Origin of the sequence: Janthinobacterium sp. FW305-128, from assembly GCF_020858135.1 — a bacterium.
In the GTDB taxonomy this organism is placed as follows: Bacteria; Pseudomonadota; Gammaproteobacteria; order Burkholderiales; family Burkholderiaceae_D; genus Janthinobacterium.
Genome location: NZ_JACYMK010000014.1, coordinates 195,235 through 214,427, shown reverse-complemented (window position 1 = coordinate 214,427; position 19,193 = coordinate 195,235). Strand labels below are relative to the sequence as shown.

Annotated in this window: 15 protein-coding genes; 13 read left to right on the top strand and 2 right to left on the bottom strand. The window is 60.8% G+C overall.

Annotated features, from left to right (window positions below):
• Positions 1-161 precede the first annotated feature (161 nt).
• The 4 genes from rpsD to dsbD all read left to right on the top strand — a co-directional run bounded on the left by rpsD (position 162) and on the right by dsbD (position 4,508).
• Entirely contained in the window at positions 162-785 is a 624-nt protein-coding gene (gene rpsD / locus IGS60_RS25940) for a 30S ribosomal protein S4 (RefSeq protein ID WP_010394478.1), read from the top strand.
• 111 nt (positions 786-896) lie between these two features.
• Positions 897-1,874, top strand: a complete 978-nt coding sequence (gene rpoA, locus IGS60_RS25935; RefSeq protein ID WP_008444343.1) for a DNA-directed RNA polymerase subunit alpha — start codon at positions 897-899, stop codon at positions 1,872-1,874.
• Between the two features lie 133 nt (positions 1,875-2,007).
• Positions 2,008-2,400 (top strand): 50S ribosomal protein L17, encoded by a 393-nt coding sequence (gene rplQ, locus IGS60_RS25930; RefSeq protein ID WP_034753219.1) that lies wholly within the window; start codon positions 2,008-2,010, stop codon positions 2,398-2,400.
• Positions 2,401-2,558: 158 nt separating this feature from the next.
• The gene (dsbD, locus tag IGS60_RS25925; protein WP_268994203.1) at positions 2,559-4,508 is read left to right on the top strand and encodes a protein-disulfide reductase DsbD; all 1,950 of its coding nucleotides are present in this window, start codon (positions 2,559-2,561) and stop codon (positions 4,506-4,508) included.
• Between the two features lie 112 nt (positions 4,509-4,620).
• Here the strand turns inward: dsbD and IGS60_RS25920 are convergent, their stop codons facing one another.
• Positions 4,621-5,154 (bottom strand): Spy/CpxP family protein refolding chaperone, encoded by a 534-nt coding sequence (locus tag IGS60_RS25920; RefSeq protein ID WP_230506605.1) that lies wholly within the window; start codon positions 5,152-5,154, stop codon positions 4,621-4,623.
• 186 nt (positions 5,155-5,340) lie between these two features.
• Here IGS60_RS25920 and IGS60_RS25915 point away from each other — a divergent pair, with 186 nt between their 5' ends.
• From IGS60_RS25915 to IGS60_RS25895, 5 genes are all read left to right on the top strand, one after another.
• Entirely contained in the window at positions 5,341-6,069 is a 729-nt protein-coding gene (locus IGS60_RS25915; RefSeq protein ID WP_034753223.1) for a response regulator, read from the top strand.
• On the top strand, positions 6,066-7,424 hold the full coding sequence (locus tag IGS60_RS25910; protein ID WP_070292329.1) for an ATP-binding protein: 1,359 nt from the start codon (positions 6,066-6,068) through the stop codon (positions 7,422-7,424). The genes IGS60_RS25915 and IGS60_RS25910 overlap by 4 nt, the downstream gene beginning before the upstream one ends.
• 87 nt (positions 7,425-7,511) lie before the next feature.
• On the top strand, positions 7,512-8,684 hold the full coding sequence (locus IGS60_RS25905) for an efflux RND transporter periplasmic adaptor subunit (protein WP_230506604.1): 1,173 nt from the start codon (positions 7,512-7,514) through the stop codon (positions 8,682-8,684).
• The gene (locus IGS60_RS25900) at positions 8,681-11,791 is read left to right on the top strand and encodes an efflux RND transporter permease subunit (protein ID WP_070292331.1); all 3,111 of its coding nucleotides are present in this window, start codon (positions 8,681-8,683) and stop codon (positions 11,789-11,791) included. The genes IGS60_RS25905 and IGS60_RS25900 overlap by 4 nt, the downstream gene beginning before the upstream one ends.
• Positions 11,792-12,109: 318 nt before the next feature.
• A complete protein-coding gene (locus IGS60_RS25895) occupies positions 12,110-12,958 on the top strand; it encodes a hypothetical protein (RefSeq protein ID WP_083287974.1) in 849 nt (282 codons plus the stop codon).
• 76 nt (positions 12,959-13,034) lie between these two features.
• Here the strand turns inward: IGS60_RS25895 and yihA are convergent, their stop codons facing one another.
• On the bottom strand, positions 13,035-13,772 hold the full coding sequence (gene yihA, locus IGS60_RS25890; protein ID WP_070221698.1) for a ribosome biogenesis GTP-binding protein YihA/YsxC: 738 nt from the start codon (positions 13,770-13,772) through the stop codon (positions 13,035-13,037).
• 186 nt (positions 13,773-13,958) lie between these two features.
• Here yihA and IGS60_RS25885 point away from each other — a divergent pair, with 186 nt between their 5' ends.
• The 4 genes from IGS60_RS25885 to msrP all read left to right on the top strand — a co-directional run bounded on the left by IGS60_RS25885 (position 13,959) and on the right by msrP (position 19,190).
• Positions 13,959-14,630: a cytochrome c gene (locus tag IGS60_RS25885; RefSeq protein ID WP_230506603.1), complete on the top strand. Its 672-nt coding sequence runs from the start codon at positions 13,959-13,961 to the stop codon at positions 14,628-14,630.
• Between the two features lie 185 nt (positions 14,631-14,815).
• Entirely contained in the window at positions 14,816-16,912 is a 2,097-nt protein-coding gene (locus tag IGS60_RS25880; protein WP_070221696.1) for a cytochrome c biogenesis protein ResB, read from the top strand.
• Between the two features lie 64 nt (positions 16,913-16,976).
• A complete protein-coding gene (ccsB, locus tag IGS60_RS25875) occupies positions 16,977-18,128 on the top strand; it encodes a c-type cytochrome biogenesis protein CcsB (protein WP_230506609.1) in 1,152 nt (383 codons plus the stop codon).
• Positions 18,129-18,212: 84 nt separating this feature from the next.
• Positions 18,213-19,190 (top strand): protein-methionine-sulfoxide reductase catalytic subunit MsrP, encoded by a 978-nt coding sequence (gene msrP / locus IGS60_RS25870; RefSeq protein WP_070221694.1) that lies wholly within the window; start codon positions 18,213-18,215, stop codon positions 19,188-19,190.
• Positions 19,191-19,193 lie beyond the last annotated feature (3 nt).

The following is a 19,193-nucleotide window of genomic DNA, read 5'->3' as shown; positions in this document are numbered from 1 at the left end:
GTTATACTGCCCGGCTGTTCTTGCCTGTCAAATTCTGTTTGACGGGTTTTTCGTTTTCAGCCACCGTCTGATTGAAACCAAATCAGACTAGCGCCTAACCGCATCAGTGTGTTTGATCATGCATGTGGCTGGGGCGTTATCATTTAAAAAAAGGAAGTATCGTGGCACGTTATATCGGACCTAAAGCAAAACTTTCCCGCCGTGAAGGTACAGACCTGTTCCTGAAGAGCGCCCGTCGCTCGCTGGACAGCAAGTGCAAACTGGACGTCAAGCCAGGCCAGCACGGTGTCAAATCCGGCGCCCGCACCTCGGACTACGGTAACCAACTGCGCGAAAAGCAAAAAGTCAAGCGCATGTACGGCGTGCTGGAACGTCAATTCCGCCGCTACTTCGCTGAAGCAGACCGTCGTAAAGGCAACACCGGCGAAACGCTGTTGAAGTTGCTGGAAACGCGTCTGGACAACGTTTGCTACCGCATGGGCTTTGGCTCGACCCGCGCTGAAGCGCGTCAATTGGTCAGCCACAAAGCGTTCACCGTGAACGGTATCGTTGTGAACATCGCTTCGTACGCAGTCAAAGTTGGCGACATCGTTGCTGTTCGTGAAAAATCGAAAAAGCAAGTGCGTATCGTTGAAGCACTGTCGCTGGCTGAACAAGTTGGTATGCCTAGCTGGGTTTCGGTTGATGCCAAGAAAATGGAAGGTACCTTCAAGTCCCTGCCAGAGCGTAACGAAATCGCTAACGACGTCAACGAATCGCTGATCGTCGAGCTGTACTCGCGTTAATAGTAGTCAGTAGCAAGATCTCCGCCCACTTTGCTTTTGTAAAGTGGGCGTTTCACTAATGCCATCAGCCTTATCGGTGTAATGAGCCGAGGGTATTGAAAAGGACATTTCATGCAAAACAGTTTGTTGAAGCCACGTATTATCGATGTTGAAGCTCTCGGTGCAGGTCACGCCAAGGTCGTGATGGAACCGTTCGAGCGCGGCTATGGCCACACATTGGGTAACGCGTTGCGCCGCGTTCTGCTGTCGTCGATGGTGGGCTACGCGCCGACCGAAGTGACGATCGCTGGCGTCGTCCACGAATATTCCTCCCTCGATGGCGTGCAAGAAGACGTCGTCGATCTGTTGCTGAACTTGAAGGGTGTGGTTTTCAAAGTCCACAACCGCGATTCGGTAACCCTGACCCTGAAAAAAGAAGGCGAAGGCGCGATCCTGGCCTCCGACATCGACCTGCCGCATGACGTCGAACTGATCAACCCTGACCACGTGATCGCCCACCTGACCGCTGGTGGCAAGCTGGACATGCAGATCAAGGTTGAAAAAGGCCGCGGCTACGTTCCTGGTAACGTGCGTCGCCTGTCGGAAGACACGAACAAGACCATCGGCCGCATCATTCTCGATGCATCGTTCTCGCCAGTGCGCCGCGTATCGTACTTCGTTGAATCGGCCCGCGTTGAACAGCGTACCGACCTGGACAAGCTGATCATCAACATCGAAACCAACGGCGTGATCTCGCCGGAAGAAGCGATCCGCCAGTCGGCCCGCGTCCTGGTGGACCAGTTGAATGTGTTCGCTGCCCTGGAAGGCACGGAAGCTGCCGCCGAAGCGCCATCGCGCGCTCCGCTGGTCGATCCTATCCTGTTGCGTCCAGTCGACGACCTGGAGTTGACCGTGCGTTCGGCAAACTGCCTGAAAGCGGAAAACATCTACTACATCGGCGACCTGATCCAACGTTCGGAAAACGAACTGCTGAAAACGCCAAATCTGGGCCGCAAGTCCCTGAACGAAATCAAGGAAGTGCTGGCATCGCGCGGCTTGACCTTGGGCATGAAGCTGGAAAACTGGCCGCCTGCCGGCCTGGAAAAGTAATTCGTAGTTGTAGCAAACTGCCTGGGACAGGTGTCCCAGGCTTTTATTTTGTAGTACCAAACCGGCCCGCGATGAAGCTTCTGCCTCATTGATCGAAGAGCTGGAATTTAAACACTCACCGAAAGGATTTATCATGCGTCACGGTCACGGCCTCCGTAAACTGAATCGTACCTCGTCCCACCGTCTGGCAATGCTGCGCAACATGACAGTATCGCTGCTGCGTCACGAAGCGATCAAAACCACCCTGCCAAAAGCAAAAGAACTGCGCCGCGTTGTCGAGCCAATTCTGACCCTGGGCAAAACCGACTCCCTGGCAAACAAGCGTCTGGCCTTCAACCGCCTGCGCGACCGTGAAATGGTCGTCAAACTGTTCGCTGAACTGGGCCCACGTTTCGCCAACCGTAACGGTGGTTATGTGCGTATCCTGAAAATGGGTTTCCGCGTCGGCGATAACGCTCCTATGGCGTTCGTTGAACTGATGGATCGTCCAGATACGACCGAAGCAGTTGAAGTTGCTGGCGAGTAATCCCAGTAATTGCATCTGAGAAAGCCAGGCCTAGCCTGGCTTTTTTGTTTTCTGCTGCAGCTATCCTTTCAGCGGTGTACTATTCTTCTTTCGCGCCGGCCCGGCACAAGCGCTGCCTGCTCCGCGCGTCCTCTGTCGAATGGTCGAAAAGGTAGTTCATGTCCCGTTTCCCCTCCAGCGCCTCCGCGCGCGCCGCTCCATTACATCAATTGCTGATCTGGCTTGCCGCCTGTTTACTGCTGGCCATGGCCGTCTTCGGCGCCAGTCATGCCCGCGCTGACGATGAGTTCCTCGATCCGGTACTGGCGTTCAAGTTTTCCGCCCGCATGCAGGATCCGTCCACCATCGCCGTCACCTACGTGATCGCCGACGGCTACTATATGTACCACGAGCGCTTCAAGTTCGAGGCCGTGGGCGCCAAGCTGGGCACGCCCGTGTATCCGGCTGGCAAGGTCAAGTTTGACGACACCTTCCAGAAGAATGTGGAAACCTTCCGCAAGACCCTGACCATCACCATTCCCGTTGCGGCGGCCGGGGCGTTCACCCTGAAGGCGACGGGACAGGGCTGCTCCGACAAGGGCCTGTGCTATGCGCCGCAGGATGCGACAGCCCAGCTGGTGGGCGGGGGCGGCGGCCAGAGCGTGGCGCCCGGCGCCGGCCTGCCGTCGAAATTCGCGTTGCCCGCCGCGCCCGCAGTCGACACGGCGGCCGTCAACGGTCCGCAGGCGCAGGCGTCGCCCGGCGTGTCCGTGCTGAGCATTCCCCAGGCCGATATTATCAGCACGCCAGAGCCGGTAGCGGCGGCGCCCGTGGCGGCAAGCGCCGCGCCCGCGCAAAGCGAGATGGGCAAGATCGAGGCGGCCCTGAAGGGCGGCAAGCTGCTCGTCATCGTGCCCCTGTTCATGCTGCTGGGCCTGGGGCTGGCGTTTACGCCGTGCGTGCTGCCGATGGTGCCGATTTTGTCGTCGATCATCATCGGCGATGGCGCCAAGGTCAGCCGCTCACGCGGCTTGCTGCTGTCGCTGACCTACGCGCTGGGCATGGCCATCGTCTACACGGCGCTGGGCGTGGCGGCTGGCCTGGCGGGTGAAGGCCTGGCGGCGCAACTGCAAAACCCGTGGGTGCTGGGCTTCTTTGCCTTGCTGATGGCGGGCCTGGCCTTGTCGATGTTCGGTTTTTATGAGCTGCAAGTGCCGGCTTTCCTGCAAGGCAAGCTGACGAGCGTATCGAACCAGCAATCGTCGGGCCGCCTGGCGGGCGTGTTCGTCATGGGCGCCATTTCCGCGCTGATCGTGGGGCCCTGCGTGGCCGCGCCGCTGGCCGGCGCCTTGCTGTACATCAGCCAGACGCGCGACGTCGTCATCGGCGGCAGCGCCCTGTTTGCCATGGCCGTGGGCATGAGCGTGCCGCTGCTGCTGGTGGGTGTGTCGGCCGGCACCTTGCTGCCGCGCGCCGGCGCGTGGATGGATGCCGTCAAACGCTTCTTTGGCGTGCTGCAGCTGGGCGTGGCCTGGTGGCTGGTCTCGCCCGTGCTGCCGGGTGCCGTGCAAATGCTGGGATGGACGGTCTTGTTCGTCGGCTACGGCATGTATCTGCTGGTGGGCAAGAGCGGCGCGCAACACGCCTGGGTGGCCAAGGCCTTCGGCCTCGTGTTTGCCGTGCTGGGCGCGATGCAGCTGGTCGGCGTGGCCAGCGGTGGCCGCGATCCGCTGGCGCCGCTGGCACACCTCGGCGGTGGCCAGGTGCACGCACAACCGTTTACGCGGGTAAAGACCGTGGCGCAGCTCGATGCGGCACTGGCGCAGCTGGGTGGCAAGCCGGCCTTGCTGGACTTTTATGCGGACTGGTGCGTGTCGTGCATCGAGATGGAAAAGCTGACCTTCGTCGACCCCGCCGTGCGCGCGAAGATGGGGCAAGCCGTGCTGCTGCAGGTGGACGTGACGGCCAATGACGCGGACGACAAGGCCATGCTGAAACGTTTTCAGCTGTTCGGCCCGCCGGGCATCATCATGTTCAACCCGCAGGGGCAGGAAATCGCCCAGTCGCGCGTGATCGGCTTCCAGAACGCTGCCACCTTCCTGACTTCGTTGCGCAAGCTCGAGCAGTAGGAGGGGCAGGTCGGGTAGGTCGGGTTAGCCCGTCAGGGCGTAACCCGACGCCACCGCATACGTCAACCATGTTGTCGGATGACGCGGCGTTGCCGCTAATCCGACCTACGATTTACCCTGCTTTCGGATGCTGCTGCATGCCATGATGACCACCGCGATGGCCACCATGCTTGCCGCCAGGCACGCTGTCATCAAACACTTTCTTTTGCTCCGGCGTCAGCACGGCATAAAAGGTTTTCAACGAGGCCAGGCGGCTTTCCTGGTCTGCGATGCGTTCCTTCGACATGGCGATCCATTGTTCCATGCGCTCCGGCGCCGACAGCTTGGCCATCGCTTCGTGCCTGGCTTTCCAGTCGCCCATCGGCTTTTTCGGCGCATTGGCGGCCGTGAAGGTGGCCCAGGCCGGTTCCTGCGCGGCCGTCAGCTTCAGCTTGTCATGCAGGCGGGCCTGGTACTTGGCCATGCGTTCGGCCGGGTTGCCGTCGCGGTGCTGGCCGCGCTGGCCTTCATGTTGCATCTTGGTGCTGGCCGCAGGCGCGCTGGCGGCCGCTTCCTGGGCGTGGACGGTCAGCGATGCCGCACCCATGCCGAGTACGCTCATGGCGATGATCAAATTCTTGCGCAAGGTTGTCATTGAGGCGTTCATCTGGATTCCTTTGTAAAAGTGAGGGATGTACATGTTGCTGCACATGAAGCCATGTTGGACGCGCCATGTTTCCCCGAAGTGTCCGCTGCCAGACAGTTTGTATCTATATGTTTCTTCGGGTCTTCTATATACAAGACGATACAAATGCGTTGTGCAAGGGCGGGGGAAGTGGGGATAATTCGTACCATGGAACCCACTTCTACAATTCTCATCGTTGACGACGACCGCGATATCCGCAGCTTGCTGGCGGACTACCTGGAAACGAACGCCTACCGCACCCTGGGCGCGGCGGATGGCACGGCCATGTGGAAAATCCTCGATGAAACGCGGCCCGATCTGATCGTGCTCGACTTGAACCTGCCCGGCGACGACGGCCTGACCCTGTGCCGCAAGCTGCGCGCCCAATCGACGGTGCCGGTGATCATGTTGACGGCGCGCAATGAGCCGCTGGACCGTATCCTGGGCCTGGAGATGGGCGCCGACGATTATTTGCCGAAACCGTTCGAGCCGCGCGAATTGCTGGCGCGCATACGCAGTGTCTTGCGCCGCAGCCATGCCATGCCGTCGAACGTCCCGTCGGACAAGGCGCAGCAAATCCGCTTTTCCGGCTGGACCCTCGACTTGACGGCGCGCCACCTGCTCAATCCCAGCGGCCTGGTGATCATGCTGTCGGGCGCGGAATTTCGCTTGCTGCGCGTGTTCCTCGAGCACCCGAACCGCGTGCTCAACCGCGACCAGCTGCTGAACCTGACGCAGGGGCGCGACGCGGACCCGTTCGACCGCTCGATCGATATCCAGATCAGCCGCCTGCGGCAAAAGCTCGGTGAAGATGCCCGCTTGCCGCAAATCATCAAGACCGTGCGCAACGGCGGCTACGTGCTGGCCGGCCAGGTCAATGTGGAGCCGCACGCGTGAAGGCCTTCCTGGGATCGATGACGGGCCGTGTCTTTATGTTTTTGCTGATCGGCATCGTCGCTTCGGCCGCGCTGACGCAGTGGCTGGCCGTGGGCGAACGCCAGCGCGCCATCGAGCAATACCGCGACTACCACGCCGTCGAGCGGGCCGAGCAGCTGGTGATGGCGGCCGACGTGGTGCCGCTGGCCTCGCGCGCCGCGTACCTGAAGGTGGCCAACAAGGGCAGCGTACGCCTGGAATTGCGTCCCGACGTCGAGCATGTGCCGGGCAAGCCGACGGAATTTTCCTCCGCCCTGCAAGCCAAATTGGGCGAAGGCTTCAAGGTCAGCGCGCTGGCCGAACGCCCGGAAGCCTGTGTCAAGCCGCGCCAGTCGCCGGGCATGTTTTCCGCCAAGCCATGGGGCGGTACCTGCGAAAACCTCGACGTGCGCATGCAGGATGGCCACGTGTTGCGCCTGATGGTCTTGCCGCCGCGCCAGCAGCCGCCGTTCAATGAACATAACGACTGGATGACCCTGCTGCCTTTCCTGATCAGCATCGCCATCCTCGCCTACCTGGTCACGCGCATGACCATGCGCCCGCTCAAGCAACTGGCGCAGGCGGCAAAAGACCTCGGTAACGACATCAACCATCCGCCGCTGACCCTGTCGGGCGCCAGCGAGATCCGCCAGGCCAGCGCCGCTTTCAATGCCATGCAGGCGCGTATCCGTCAGCATATTTCCCAGCGTACACAGATGCTCGCTGCCATCACGCACGACTTGCAGACGCCGCTGACGCGCTTGCGCCTGCGCCTGGAAAAAGTGGCCGATACGGAATTGTATGACCGCCTGGTGGGCGACCTGTCGGCCATGCAGAGCATGGTCAAGGAGGGGCTGGACCTGGCCCGTTCGATGGATAGCACGGAAGCGATGCAGGCGCTCGATCTCGATTCGCTGTTGGATAGCGTTTGCTCCGACGCGGCCGATGCGGGCCAGAATGTGACCCTGGCCGGGCAGGCCGGCATGGCCTTGATGGCGCGCCCGATCGCCATGCGGCGCTGCCTGGTGAACCTGATCGACAATGCCGTCAAATATGGCCAGTACGCGCAGGTGACCGTCGAGCGCATCGCCGGCGCGGCGCGCATCCGCATCCGCGATGGCGGGCCGGGGATTGCGCCAGATCAGCTGGCCAAGGTGTTCGAACCGTTTTATCGCATCGAGACCTCGCGTTCGCGCGAATCGGGCGGTACGGGCCTGGGCCTGACCATCGCGCGCAATATCGCCGAGCAGCACGGCGCCACCGTTTTGCTGGCCAATCACGTCGACGGTGGACTGGAAGTCACCCTCATCGTGCCAGAGTATTACGCAGGAAAGTGAGCATTTCCGTGCGACAATATTGTGCTTTAGGCTCCCTGGCACCTACATTCAACCTGCAGCCCCGCGCTGCGACAGCATGACAGAACAATGAAAAAGACTAGTCTGGCAATCCTCGTGGGTGCGGCCCTGTGTATCGGTGGCGGCATCTGGTATTTCAATCATCAGCCAGGCAAAGCGGCCGCTGGGCAGGATGGCAAAGGGGGCAAGGGCGGGCAGGCGCCGACGACGGTGAGCGTGGTCGCGCCGGTGCGCCAGGATGTGCCGATGCTGCTGCAAGCCAATGGCAGCGTGACGCCGATCAGCAGCGTCGATTTGCATCCGCAGACGACCAGCACGATTACCAAGGTGCACATCCGCGAAGGCCAGTTCGTCAAGCAGGGCGAGCTGATGTTTACGCTGGACGCGCGCAGCGAGCATGCGAACGTCGACAAGGCGCAGGCGCAGGTCTTGCGCGACCGCGCCTCGGTAGCCGATCTCGAACGCCAGCTCAAGCGCAACCAGGATTTGTTGAGCAAGAATTTCATCGCCCAGGGCGCCGTGGACACGCTGCAAAGCCAGCTCGACGCGGCACGCGCCTTGCTGGCCGCCGACCAGGCCGCCTTGCGCGCCGCCCAGGTCGATTCCAGCTACACGGTCCTGCGCGCGCCGCAGGCGGGCCGGGTGGGCGCCATCAATGTCTACGCGGGCAGCCTGGTGCAGCCGGCCACATCGCTCACCAGTATCACCCAGCTCGACCCGATCGACGTGGTCTTCACCTTGCCGGAAAGCAGCCTGTCGGGCTTGCTGGCGGCGCAAAAGGCGGGCGAGGTACCCGTCACGGCCCTGTTGTCGGACGCGGGCGGCAAGCAGCTCGATGGCAAACTGAACTTTATCGACAATGCCGTCGACCCCGCCACGGGCGTCATCAAGGTCAAGGCGCGCTTCAACAATGGCGGCACCGACCTGTGGCCTGGCCAGTACGTGAATACGCAGCTGACCGTGCGCACGCTCAAGGATGCGCTGGTGATCCCGCAAAACGCCATCATCACGAGTACCGCCGGCACCTTCGTGTACTCGATGGAAGCGGACAACACGGCCAAGATGCGCAAGATTACCCGCGTGTATGCATTCGGACCGAGCGCCGTCGTCACCGGCCTGGCGGGCGATGAAAAAGTCATCGTCGACGGCAAGCAGAACTTGCGCCCGGGTAGCAAGGTGCGCCTGGCGGAAAAACACAAGGCTGCCGACGGCGCCGCCGCAGCGCAGGGCAAGCCAGCATGAACCTGTCCGAACTGAGCATCCGCCGCCCCGTCATGGTGGTGTTGCTATCCCTCTCCATCATCCTGGCCGGCGTGCTGGCCTACCTGCAAATTCCCGTGGCGGCCTTGCCGAGCTACAACACGCCCGTCATCAACGTCAGCGCCGACCTGGCCGGCGCCAGCCCGGAAACCATGGCCTCGTCGGTGGCCTTGCCGCTGGAAAAACAGTTTTCCACCATTTCAGGCCTCAGTCTGATCACGTCCACGAGCACGCTGGGCAATACCTCGCTGACCCTGGAGTTTGACGCCAGCATCAATGTCAACGAGGCGGCCGTCGACGTGCAGGCGGCCCTGCTGCGCGCACAGCGCCAGTTGCCGACGGAAATGACGGACTTGCCGTCTTACCGCAAGGTCAATCCGGCCGATGCGCCGGTGCTGTTCATCCAGATGACGTCGCCATCGCTGAACTTGTCGGACCTTAACGATTACGCGGAAAACCTGATCGCGCCCAGCCTGTCGACCCTGCCTGGCGTCGCCCAGGTCATCGTCAATGGCCAGAAACGCTTCGCCGTGCGCGTGCGCGCCCGTGCCGACCTGATGAATGCGCGCAACCTGACGATGGACGAGCTGGCTGTTGCCTTGCGCACCTCGAACACGAATTCCCCGCTGGGCATCCTTGACGGTCCGAGCCAGACCCTGACTATCCAGGGTAATCCGCAAATGATGAAAGCGGCTGATTTTGCCGAACTGATCATCGCCAGCCGCAACGGCCAGCCCGTGCGCCTGAAAGACGTGGCCGAGGTGGAAGACAGCTTTCAATCGATCAAGTCCGTCGGCAGTTTCAACGGCGAGCGCTCGATCAGCCTGATGGTGCAGCGCCAGCCGGACGCCAACACCGTGCAAGTGGTCGATGGCGTGCGCCGTTTGCTGCCGGGCTTCAAGGAGCAATTGCCGCAGTCGATACAAATCAGCCTGGTCAACGACCGTTCGCTGTCGATCCGCGAAGCCATCCACGACGTCAATCTGACCCTGGCGCTGACGGTGGTGCTGGTGGTGCTGGTGATCTTTTTGTTCCTGCACCGCGCGGCCGCGACCTTCATTCCGGCCGTCACCATGCCGATCTCGCTGCTCGGTGCGCTGGCCCTGCTGTACTGGCTCGGCTACAGCCTCGACAACGTGTCCCTGCTGGGCATTACCCTGGCCGTGGGTCTCGTCGTCGACGATGCCATCGTGGTGCTGGAAAACATCGTGCGCCATATCGAGATGGGCAAGAAACCGATACGCGCGGCCCTGGAAGGGGCGAAAGAGATGGGCTTTACCATCATCTCGATTTCCGTCTCGCTGGTGGCCGTGTTCATCCCCATCTTCTTCATGCCGGGCGTGATCGGTTTGCTGTTCCACGAGTTCGCCGTCGTCGTTTCGCTGGCCGTGCTGGTGTCCGCCGTCGTGTCGCTGACCCTGGTGCCGATGCTGGCCAGCCGCTTCCTGCCGGCCGACTCGCGCGAGCACAATGACAGCGACCCCAGTCATGGCGAGAAAACCTTTATCGGCCGCCATTTCGAAGCCGGCTTTACGAAATTGCGCAACGGCTATGTGCATCTGCTCGACAAGGCTCTGGCGCACCGCAATGTGGTGCTGTTCGTTGCCGTGTGCACCTTTGCGCTGACGGTGCTGCTGTACGCGACCATTCCCAAAGGTTTCTTCCCCGAGGAAGATCTGGGCCAGATCCAGGTGAATACGGAAGCGTCGGAAGATATTTCGTCCGCGGCATTGCAGGACTTGCAAGCCCGCGTGGCGGCCGTGCTCAAGGCGGACCCAAGCGTGCAGGACGTGACATCGTTCGTCGGCGGCGGCAACACGGGCCGCATGTTCATGGTCTTGAAACCGCGCAGCGAGCGCCCGAAAATGCCCGTGGTGCTGGAAAACCTGCGCCGCGCGGCGGGCACCGTGCCCGGCATGGCCGTGTATTTCCGGCCCGTGCAAAACTTGCAGCTGGGCGGGCGCCAGAGCAAGAGCCGCTACCAGTACACCTTGCAAAGCGTCAGTCCCGACGCCCTGAATGACTGGGCGGAAAAGTTCATTGCAGGCATGCGCACCGATCCCGCCTTCCGCGACGTCACCAGCGATTCGCAGATCAAGGGCTTGCAGGCATCGCTCCGGATCGACCGCGACAAGGCCAACCTGCTGGGCGTGCAGATGTCCGATATCCGCACGGCACTGTACAGCGCCTTTGGCGAGCGGCAAGTGTCGACCATCTATTCGTCGGCGGCCAGTTATTACGTGATCCTGGAAGCGGCCACGGCGGACCGCCAGTATGACGATGCGCTCACGCGCGTGTCCGTGCGCAGCAAGTCGGGCGAACTGGTGAAATTGTCGAGCATTGCCTACGTGGAACGCACGATCGGCCCCACCTCCGTCAACCACCAGGGGCAGTTGCAGGCCGTCACCATCGCCTTCAATCTGGCGCCGGACGTGCCGCTGGGGATCGCCACGGGCAAGATCGACGCAATGGCCAAGGACATGAGCTTGCCGGCCTCCATCATCACGCGCTACGGCGGCGACGCGGCCGTGTTCCAGAGCTCGCAATCGAGTCAGATCATCCTCATCATTGCCGCGCTGGGCGTGATCTATGTGCTGCTCGGCGTGCTGTATGAAAGCTATATCCACCCGCTCACCATCCTGGCCGGCTTGCCGTCGGCGGCCGTGGGCGCGCTGTTGACCTTGCGCCTGTTCGGCATGGACCTGACCATGATCGCCATCATCGGCATTTTGATGCTGATCGGTATCGTCAAGAAAAACGCCATCATGATGATCGACTTCGCCCTGCATGCGCAGCGCAACGAGGGGCTGGCGCCGGCAGAGGCCATCCGCCAGGCCTGCATCCTGCGTTTTCGTCCCATCATGATGACGACGGCGGCGGCCCTGATGGGCGCCTTGCCGATCGCTCTGGGCCTGGGCGCCGGCGCCGAGCTGCGCCAGCCGCTGGGGCTGGCCGTGGTCGGCGGATTGCTGTTTTCACAAGTGATTACTCTGTTCATCACCCCCGTCATCTATTTATTCCTGGACAAGTACAGCGGCACGGGGCCGATGACGGACGAGCAACTGGTGGCGCTCGACAACAAGGCTTGAGCGCATGTGTGACTGATGACCCGTGACCGGCGTCCCATTTCTGCGTGAATGGGGCGCCGGTTTTGTATGGGCAGTGATACATACGGTAACAACCGTCAAGGGATGGCTCGGGTACTCTGGTCAGCGCTGCAAGGAATGTCGCTATCCTGTACGCTGCGGGTTGGAAAGGCCGAGGAAGTGTTCCCAAAAGCAAGGGACTCTGGCACTATGGCTGCCCTGTAATGTTATTTCTTCGCTACACAGAAAGCACGATTCATTTTGCATGACACGACCCATTTGTTGGCTGCCGATTCCGATGTTTGCCCCACCTGCGGGCAAGTGATCCAGCCACCTCCGGCCTACGGGTCCAAGACCAGCACCACGCGCAAGGTTGCGCTTGGCGTGTCCGTCTTGCTGCACGTGCTGCTGGCGGCCTATGTCCTGTTGCGCAGCGACACCATCGAAAAGATTCCGCCGCCGAAGAAGGAAAGCGCGATGGTCTACATCGCGCCGCTGAAGGACAAGCCGCAACCGAAGCCGCAGCCCAAGCCCACGCCCAAGCCGAAGGACACGAAAGTGGCCAAGGTGAAACCGCCGCCGGCGCCGAGCAAGCGCGTGGTCACAAAAGACGTGCCGCGCGATAAACCGAAACTGGAAACCTACACGCCGCCGCTGGTATCGAAAGTGCCGTTGCCGCCGCCGCCCGCTGAAGACATGAGTTCGATGATCGAGCAGCGCCGCAAGCAGCGCGAGGCGCAGAACCCCGCGCCGCCGGCCGAGGAAAGCGAAAACGACCGCGCCATGCGCGTGGCCAAGGCGAATATCGCCGGTGCGCAGGGACGCAATTCCGGCAGCGACCGCGAGGATTCGGGCGGCGTGTTTTCCATCGTCAACCAGACCTCGTTCAGCGCCGAAGTCAAGTTCAAGGGCTGGAACGGCAACTTCAAGCGCAACTGGCTGAAGCAGGAAAAAGTGGAACTGGGCAATGAGCCCGATATCGAAACGGCCATCATCAAGAAGATGATCCAGCTGATCCGTGCCGAAAAGCCCGGCGATTTCGTCTGGGAATCGCGGCGCCTGGGGCGCAACGTCAACCTCAGCGCCCGCGTGGAAGATACGGCCGAGCTGAGCGCCTTCCTGCGCCAGGAATTCTTTTCCGAGAAGCGGCCTGGGCCGGGACGGCGCTAGGCGCCCGGCGCCCGCGCAATAAAAAAGGCTGCACCGTGTGAACGGGCAGCCTTTTTTTACGCAGCGTTGATGTCGATCAAGCCGGCTTGTCCGACTCCGGCTCGACGTCGTCTTCCATGTCGATCAGGTCGACCATCTGGGCCGCGCCGTCTTCGCTGATGCCGGCCAGTTCCATGATCTTGTCGTTGGCTTCGTCGATGCCGACTCTTTTCAGGGCCGAGAACAGTTGCACGGTGAACGGGAAGCCGACGCCGTCTTCATCCACGTAGCTGTCTAGCTTGGCTTTCGCCTGGCGCAAGGCATTCACCGATTCATTGCGGTTCAGTTTATCGACTTTCGTCAGGATGCAGTGAATCGGTTTGCCCGTCGGGGCGAACCATTCCAGCATCTGGATGTCCAGGTCGGTGAACGGGCGGCGCGAATCCATGATCAGGATCAAACCGGCCAATTGTTCGCGGCGCTGCACGTAGTCGCCCAGCAGGCGCTGCCAGTGCAATTTCGCCGAGCCCGATACTTCCGCGTAGCCGTAGCCCGGCAAGTCGACCAGCAGGCATTCGATCTCTTCGACGATGGTGGCATCCTTGCGGTGCTGCGCCACGTGGGCGCCGCCGATGGAGAAGTAGTTGATGTGCTGGGTACGGCCAGGTGTCTTGGAGGCGAACGCCAAGCCTTTCTGATTACACAAGATGTTGATGGCGGTCGATTTACCGGCATTGGAGCGGCCGGCAAAGGCGATTTCCGGCACCGTGGTATCGGGCAGGTCACGCAATTGGTTGACGGTCGTAAAGAAGCGGGCTTGCCAGAGTTTTGACATGGGAGTAGTAAAGCAACAAAAGGGAGCGATAAGGGAGCGATAACGCCAAGAAGCTATTGTACAATAAGGGGTTGTTTATTGTTGCCGGCGTAGCAGCGATGCGGCTTGCGGCCCTGAAAATAAAGCAAAAATCCACAGGGCGCGGCAATGTCCACCACTAATTTCTCACTGTCTCAGGGTGCCTGAATGAATCGTGCGTTTTCACCGTTGTTCAAATCCATGCTGCTCGCTTTGCTGGCTGTATCGGCAACTGCCTCCGCGGTCGAAGCACCAAAACCGGCCGTCAAGGCCGACGCTGCCAAGGGCGCTACCCTGTACGCCGATGGCGATGCGGCGCGCGGCTTGCCTGCCTGCGTCTCCTGCCATGGCGCGGCCGGCAATTCGACCATCACGGTCAATCCGAAGCTGGCCGGCCAGCACGAAAGCTATATCTACAAGCAACTGGTCGACTTCACCACGCCGGAACGCAACCAGCCCGTCATGACGACGTACGCGAAGATGCTCAGCGACGCCGACAAGAAGAATATCGCCGCCTACCTGGGCGCGCAGCTGTCCAAGCCGGGTGCCGCGAAAAACAAGGATACTATCGACCTGGGCAAGAGAATCTACCGTGGTGGCATTGCTTCCAAGCAAGTTGCCGCCTGCGCCAGCTGTCATGGCGCGACGGGCAATGGCATTCCCGTCCAGTATCCGCGCATCGCCGGCCAGCACCAGGATTACACGGTGGCCCAGCTGACGATGTTCCGCAGCACCAAGGCGGACGCCCGCAAGAACAGCGCGCAAATGCACACCATCGCCGCCCGCATGTCGGATGACGAAATCGCCGCCGTGGCCGATTATATCGCCGGCCTGAAGTAAGTTTTCATAGTGGCAAGAGATTGCCAGGCGCAGCAGCGCGCGTGAACAAGGGCGGCCGTTTCCACAGGCTGCCCTTTTTCATGGCAGGGGCCAAACAGGAGTATGCTGCCGCCTTGCGCGGAGAAACACTCTGCTCCATGCCTACATTTCCTTGAAGATTGCATATCCCGTATGAGTATCCACGTATGAGCACAGGCACGACCGGAATCGAGTTAAAGACCCAACGCCGCAGCCTGGCTGAATTCGTCGAGCTGGTCTCGTCGATGCGCTTTGCCATCAGCTTGCTGACCCTGATCGCCGTCGCCTCCATCATCGGCACCGTGCTCAAGCAAAACGAGCCCATGCCCAATTATGTGAACCAGTTCGGTCCGTTCTGGTTTGCCGTCTTCGACAAGCTGAGCCTGTATTCCGTGTATTCGGCCTGGTGGTTCCTCGTCATCATGGGTTTTCTGGTCGCCTCGACCTCGCTGTGCATCGTGCGCAATGCGCCGAAGATGCTCAAGGACATGCGCAGCTGGCGCGAAACCGTGCGCGAGCAATCCTTGCGCAATTTCCACCACAAGCTGGAATGGCAGGCGCCGTTGCCGCGCGCCGTGCTGGCGCAGCAGATGGTCATGCGCCTGAAAGACGCCGGCTACGGGGCCAAGGTGGTCGAGAAGGATAACGCCACCCTGGTGGCGGCCAAGCGGGGCGCGGCGAATAAATGGGGCTATATCTTTGCCCATGGCGCCATCGTCATCATCTGCGTGGGCGGCTTGCTCGATTCGGAAATGCCGATACGCGTACAGCAATGGTTCTTTGGCAAGACGCCGTTTTCCGGCAGTGGCGTGATCGCCGACATTCCCGCCCAGCACCGCTTGAGCCTGTCGAATCCTACTTTCCGCGGCAACACCATGATCCCGGAAGGCTCGTCGAGCAACACGGCCATCATTCCGCAGGCCGATGGCGTGCTGATCCAGGATCTGCCCATCACCATCCTGCTGAAGAAATTCCACATCGATTTTTACAGCACGGGCATGCCCAAGCTGTTCGCCAGCGATGTCGTCATCACCGACCATGCAACGGGAGAAAGTTTTCCTGCAACCATCAAGGTCAACCAGCCGCTGCTGTACAAGGGCCTGGCCCTGTACCAGTCCAGCTTTGAGGATGGCGGCAGCAAGCTCAAGTTGACCGGTTTTCCCATGACGGGCAAGACGACGAAACGCTTCGATATCGGCGGCGAAGTGGGCGGCAGCACGCCGCTCGAGCGCAGCGACGGCAATTCCTACACGGTGGAATGGTCAGGTTTCCGTCCCTTCAACGTGGAAAACCTCAGCGCCGGCCAGGACGTGCGCGCCGTCAACAAGGCGGAAAGCTTTAACGATAAATTCGCCGTCGGCCTCGATAAGCGCCTCGGGTCGGCCGCGAAAAACGCCAACAACAAGGATCTCAAGAACGTGGGGCCGTCGGTGCAATACAAATTGCGCGACAAGACGGGCCAAGCGCGCGAGTACCAGAACTATATGCAGCCCGTCACGGTCGATGGCACGACGGTGTTCCTGGCCGGCATGCGCGTCAACCCCAGCGACCCGTTCAGCTATCTGCGCATTCCCGCCGACGACAATGTCAGCGTGAATGAGTGGATGCGTTTGCGTGCCGCGCTGCAAGATCCAGCGCTGCGCCAGCAGGCCGCCGCCCGCTATGCGGCGCGCGCCATGCCGCAGGCGAACGCGGAAGCCTTGCGCGGCCAGTTGCAGGAATCGGCGGCGAAAAGCCTGGGCATTTTTGCCGGCAACGGGCAAGAGGGCGGTTTCCTCGCCATTTCTCGTTTCCTGGAGAAAATCCCTGCCGCCGAGCAAGAAAAAGCGGCCGATATCTTCATGAAAATCCTCAATGGCAGCCTGTGGGACTTGTGGCAGGCGGCACGCGCCCAGGATGGCTTGAAAGCCGTCGAGGCCGATGACAAGCACGGCCGCTTCCTGCAGCTGGCCACGAATGCGCTGTCCGACAGCTTCTTCTATGGCGCGCCCGTGTACCTGCAACTCGACGACTTTACGGAAATCAAGGCCTCCGTGCTGCAGGTGACGCGTTCGCCGGGCAAGAGCGTGGTCTACCTCGGTTGCCTGTTCCTCGTGATCGGCGTATTTTCCATGTTTTATATCCGCGAGCGCCGCCTGTGGGTGTGGATCAAGGATGGCGAGGGCGGCAGCGAGGCCCTGATGGCCATGAGCACGCAACGCAAGACGCTGGATTTTGAAAAAGAATTTGAGAACTTGAAGGCAAAGCTGCCGCAATCGGCGTAAGCTGCGCTGAGTTGGATTGGCTGAGTTTCGGGACGCTTGCGCGTCGCCGGGAATGGAGAAAATGATGGAATTGGCAAACAAGCAAATATATACGCAGGAAGCAGGATTTTTCAAGCGCCTGAGCCTGATCGATTGGCTGTACGGCGCCGGCTTGCTGGCGGCTTCACTGTTCGGCCTGATGCGCTTTGGCGCCTTCATGGATATCTATGAAAAGGCCATCCTGCTGGCCGCGGCACCCACGTTCGCGTGGCTGGGCTGGTACTGGAAGCCCGTGCGCTGGCTGATCCCGCTGGCTGCCGTGCTGTCGCTGTTCGCCATCGAACTGTATAGCGGCCACCTGGAGATGGCGAACCAGAAATTCTTCCTGAAATACATCTTGTCGAGCCAATCGGCCATCTTGTGGATGGGCACCCTGTTCGTGCTGTCGACCCTGTTCTACTGGATCGGCCTGGTGGCGCGTTCGGAATTCGGTTCGTCCGTCGGCTCCCTGCTGTGCTGGGTCGGCGTGGTGCTGGGTCTGACGGGCATGCTGGTGCGCTGGTACGAGTCTTACCTGATCGGCGCCGACGTGGGCCACATTCCCGTGTCGAACCTGTATGAAGTGTTCATCCTGTTTTCCCTGATCACGGCCATGTTCTACCTGTATTACGAGCAGCATTATGCGACGCGCCAGCTGGGCGCCTTCGTCATGCTCGTCATTTCGGCGGCCGTCGTGTTCCTGATGTGGTACACGGTCACGCGCGACGCGGCGGAAATCCAGCCGCTGGTGCCGGCCCTGCAAAGCTGGTGGATGAAGATCCACGTACCGGCCAACTTCATCGGCTACGGCACGTTTGCCCTGTCGGCCATGGTGGCGGCGGCCTACCTGCTCAAGTCGAGCGGCTACCTGGTCGACCGGCTGCCGTCGCTGGAAGTGCTCGACGACGTCATGTACAAGGCCATTTCCGTCGGCTTCGCTTTCTTCACGGTAGCGACCATCCTGGGCGCCCTGTGGGCGGCCGAAGCGTGGGGCGGCTACTGGTCGTGGGACCCGAAGGAAACGTGGGCGCTGATCGTCTGGCTCAACTATGCAGCCTGGCTGCACATGCGATTGATGACGGGCTTGCGCGGCCGCGTCGCCTCGTGGTGGGCGCTGGTGGGCTTGCTGGTGACCACGTTTGCCTTCCTGGGCGTGAATATGTTCCTTTCAGGTTTGCACTCTTACGGCAAGCTGTAATTCATTTTTGCATGACAGAAGCGTCATGAACGGCCCGGAAAAACTGGTGTAAGGTATATCCAATCACCTTTTTCCGGAGCCGCCATGTTGATCAAGCGCAGTCCCAACGGCATTGAGTTGCCGTACTCTTCCGAAATCACGCCGCGCGCCGTGTTTGAATCGCGCCGCAGCTTCATTAAGCAAGTGGCGCTGGGCTCGATGTCCAGCGCGGCCTTGCTGGAAATGGCCAGCCGCGAAGCGTTCGCGCAAGGCACGAATCCCAAGCTGGCAGCGAAGCTCAATCCCGCCTATTCGGCGCTGGACAAGCAGACGGCCTATAAAGACGCCACCAGCTACAACAATTTCTACGAATTCGGCACGGACAAGAGCGACCCTGCGCAAAACGCGGGCACCCTGCGCACGCGGCCGTGGACGGTCAGCATCGAAGGCGAAGTGAAAAAGCCGATGACCCTGGACCTCGATGCGCTGCTCAAGCTGGCGCCGCTGGAAGAGCGCGTCTACCGGCTGCGCTGCGTGGAAGGCTGGTCGATGGTGATTCCGTGGGTCGGTTATTCCTTTTCGGAAATCATCAAGAAGGTCGAGCCGACGGGCAATGCCAAGTACGTGGAATTCATCACCCTGGCCGACAAGAAGCAGATGCCGGGCGTGGGCAGCCGCGTGCTGCAGTGGCCCTATACGGAAGGCTTGCGCATTGACGAAGCGAACCATCCGCTGGCGCTGCTGACCCTGGGCATGTACGGCGAAACCTTGCCGAACCAGAACGGCGCGCCCGTGCGCATGGTCTTGCCGTGGAAATATGGCTTTAAATCGGCCAAATCCATCGTCAAGATCCGTTTCGTCAAGGAACAGCCGCGCACGTCCTGGAACCTGTCGGCGCCGTCCGAATACGGTTTTTATTCGAACGTGAACCCGAACGTCGATCATCCGCGCTGGTCGCAGGCGTCCGAACGGCGCATCGGCGAAGACGGTTTTCTTGCGCGCAAGCGCAAGACCCTGATGTTCAATGGCTACAACGATGTTGCTTCCTTGTACGCGGGCATGGATCTGAAGAAGTTCTTTTAAGGA

Bases quoted from the DNA above. Each gene is read 5' to 3' on its own strand.
- rpoA (WP_008444343.1), top strand. From the start codon at position 897: ATGCAAAACAGTTTGTTGAAGCCACGTATTATCGATGTTGAAGCTCTC.
- rplQ (WP_034753219.1), top strand. From the start codon at position 2,008: ATGCGTCACGGTCACGGCCTCCGTAAACTGAATCGTACCTCGTCCCAC.
- dsbD (WP_268994203.1), top strand. From the start codon at position 2,559: ATGTCCCGTTTCCCCTCCAGCGCCTCCGCGCGCGCCGCTCCATTACAT.
- IGS60_RS25920 (WP_230506605.1), bottom strand. From the start codon at position 5,154: ATGAACGCCTCAATGACAACCTTGCGCAAGAATTTGATCATCGCCATG.
- IGS60_RS25915 (WP_034753223.1), top strand. From the start codon at position 5,341: ATGGAACCCACTTCTACAATTCTCATCGTTGACGACGACCGCGATATC.
- IGS60_RS25905 (WP_230506604.1), top strand. From the start codon at position 7,512: ATGAAAAAGACTAGTCTGGCAATCCTCGTGGGTGCGGCCCTGTGTATC.
- IGS60_RS25900 (WP_070292331.1), top strand. From the start codon at position 8,681: ATGAACCTGTCCGAACTGAGCATCCGCCGCCCCGTCATGGTGGTGTTG.
- yihA (WP_070221698.1), bottom strand. From the start codon at position 13,772: ATGTCAAAACTCTGGCAAGCCCGCTTCTTTACGACCGTCAACCAATTG.
- IGS60_RS25885 (WP_230506603.1), top strand. From the start codon at position 13,959: ATGAATCGTGCGTTTTCACCGTTGTTCAAATCCATGCTGCTCGCTTTG.
- IGS60_RS25880 (WP_070221696.1), top strand. From the start codon at position 14,816: ATGAGCACAGGCACGACCGGAATCGAGTTAAAGACCCAACGCCGCAGC.
- ccsB (WP_230506609.1), top strand. From the start codon at position 16,977: ATGGAATTGGCAAACAAGCAAATATATACGCAGGAAGCAGGATTTTTC.
- msrP (WP_070221694.1), top strand. From the start codon at position 18,213: ATGTTGATCAAGCGCAGTCCCAACGGCATTGAGTTGCCGTACTCTTCC.